At 32.2% G+C, this 3,066-nt stretch carries 1 pseudogene; it reads right to left on the bottom strand.

From position 1 onward, the window contains the following. Positions 1-2,868, bottom strand: a pseudogene (locus tag OF897_RS21400) (hypothetical protein); the annotation flags it as partial. Between the last annotated feature and the right edge of the window lie 198 nt (positions 2,869-3,066).

Genomic DNA, 3,066 nt, shown 5'->3' with positions numbered 1-3,066 from the left:
GCCATCCTTTGTTGTATACTGCAATAAATTACCCTTAGAATCATATTGGTCATAGGTAAGCTCCGTTGCAACAACACCGGTAAAATCAGTGGTAGTAAGGGAGGTAGGAAGAAAATGATTTACATCATTGTAAAGAGTCTCAACTCTACTGATGAGTTTGTTGTTCTTTTTGTTTTCAGTTTCTAATGGAACACCAATCATGTTAGCATTTATAAGTCGAGTATTACCTTTTTCATGAGCGTACTTGTAAGAGTCTACATTAGAGTTTCCATCTGAAAAAAGTTGTGTCACAGACGTAGGATAGTCTAAACTGTTGTATAAAGTATTCGTGGTCGCGGATACAGAACTCTGCACACCATTTTTGTAAAAATAAGATGTTTCAATCTTTTGACTTGGTAGAGTAACTCCAAATTTTTCAAAATTCTTATATGGAGTAGTTAATGCTAAATTTCCATACCAATTAAAAAAGTCCTGATATCCAGAATATTGATAATATTTTGTAATCATATTGTTGTAAAAATTATCCTTTACCTTAATTCCGTCGTTAACTTCATATTCAGTGGTATTATAGTCATAATCAATTTGTGAAATAATCTTGTTATCTGAATCATACTTTTTTTCCCATATGGTTTGACCTCTCAAATAATCCAGATTTGGAATAGGTACAACAGGCATTTGAGAGTAAATTAGTGACTGATTAGGATAATCTAATGGAGATCTGAATTTATACACCGTTTTGCCCTTGCTGATATTATTAACATCAATTTGTTTAACAGTCACATATTTATACCCGACATCACCACCTTGCGTTTTCTGTACCGGAAAAATATTATAATCTGTTTCTGTATTAAACATTGCATTATACAATATTACACCACCCATAGACTCACTACTATAAGAATAGTATTCTTCATAGTTAAATAACGGCACTGGGAACACTAAAGCACCACTACTTCTTCCTGCTTCATCTAAATTGTCGTAGTTATATAAATACTTTTTTGCAAATTGAGATGATGTAGAATTTTCAAAATATGTAATATCACCAATTCTCAATCCACCACCCTTATATTTCTTCATATCTACATATAAAGGTTCCGCAGTGTGAGCCACAAAAGTGTCTAGGGTATTTGAGGGATTTGAAAAAGCAAAATCTCCACTTAAAGATGCATAATAAGTTCCGGGTTCTAAATATACTGAAGGATGAAATTCTGATACGATTTCTCCGTTCGGATTTATATTAGAATTAGGACATGCCGGTGGTTGTGGTTTATTACAGGTTTGATTGGAATACTGAAATGTGTATACTGCCGGAGAAAATGTATTATCAGCATTCTTTTTAAAAATTTGAAATTTCCAGTTATAATAAATTAGATTCCCGAGCAACAGATCTAGCTGAACATTTTGTGCAGATTGGATTGAAAAAAAATTCTGTTTATATACATTACTGAATTGTCCGAAATGTATAGTAAATTCGGATGGGATTACAGTATTGTATCCAGTGACAGGTGACATAATATTATCATTTGCAACAGGATTATAACTGTATTCATTTTCTTCAAAATTAAACACAACCTTTCCTTTTGTAGGGTATGTGATTGAATTTAAAACATCTGTTGTTATTGCTGCATCTGAATAGAAACCCCACTTATCTTTCTGAAGACCGAATAAAACACTTTCATTATATTGTAAAATATTTTCTTGATTTGGATTATTCGGAGAAATTTTACTTACCTTTTTAAGCAAAAGCTTTTGCAAAGTTTGAGCTCCGTTATAAGCCTGATATGTTGTGTTGGAATAATCATAATCTAATATGAATTTATCTGTGTACTGTGTAGAAGGTTGTCCTACAATATTTGATTGTACTGATTTCAGCTTATATAGATTTTGAGGGTCTATATAATTACTATCGCTCCTTCCTTGTTCATAGTTAAAATAAACCGTTCCTTTATCAATAATATCTATGTGAGTGAGAAGGTAGGTTTGAGAAGTGTTGTAAACCAGTTGTCTTTCAAGGGCACCTGGCAAACCTTCGGGAGCTTGTTGGCTAAATGTAGTATTAGTATAATTGGCGTTACTCGCCATTCTCGTTGTTGTTTGAGGAGTCTCTTGAAATTTCACTTGAGATTGTAACTGATAATTATATGTTACCAGATTTATATTCCTTTGATCATTAATTCTAACTAGATGGTATGAAGTGTAATAATCTCCAATTTCGACACTTGGATAAAGGTCTCCAGAACCGGTGATGATATGCGTTTTTACATTAGTAATCGATTTTTGGGACTTTTCCATTCCTTCAAAATCATATTTAATTCCTTTATCATCTATTATTGAAAAAGACTTTACCGAATTGGTTGCTGTATCAAATGAACAGGTAATCTTAAGATTATTTTTATCCAACTTAACAGCTGTATAGGTGTTAGAATTTTTTACAACATAAAATCTACCTGTCAAACCTAAAAAGTTATATTGATAAAGATCGTACTCTGTGTCATATTTTCCCATTGCTGCATAAAATGCATATTCATTTATATTGACAGAAGGGTCATTATTTATGACTTTCGAAGTCGGATTGGTAAAGGAATCATAAATACCAAATTTAGATTTAGGAGGTGATGAGAACATTACAGATCTATTTTTCTCATCGGGATTCCCACCTCTAACAGTTCGAACAATACTTCCTCCGGCTATTAAACTCCATCCCAATCCTGTTTCACCTGCTCTGTCATCAGGTTTTGCATTCAAAGGATGATATTTTAGCTGAACATTTACACTTACATTTTTATTATTTGTAGGTATATTAAATAGTGGAAGATTAATGTCTGGAATACCTGTATAATAGCTAACAGGAACTTCCTCGAACTTCATAAGATTATTTGCAGTAGGGGCCGCTGAAAACATTTTATTAATATCCTCAATATAACTCTTTCCGCTTGTGCTTGAAGTTGGTTGTGCGTTTATAGAATTGATAATAAATATCAAAAACAAAATTATAATATTCTTTCTCACGATGATTAGTTTTTTTATTTCTTAATAATTTTAGCGTTAGCAGTTTTTTCAGTGTCT

It is taken from the genome of Chryseobacterium formosum (assembly GCF_026460885.1).
Classification (GTDB): Bacteria; Bacteroidota; Bacteroidia; order Flavobacteriales; family Weeksellaceae; genus Chryseobacterium; species Chryseobacterium formosus.
This window is presented reverse-complemented; position numbering and strand designations above follow the sequence as displayed.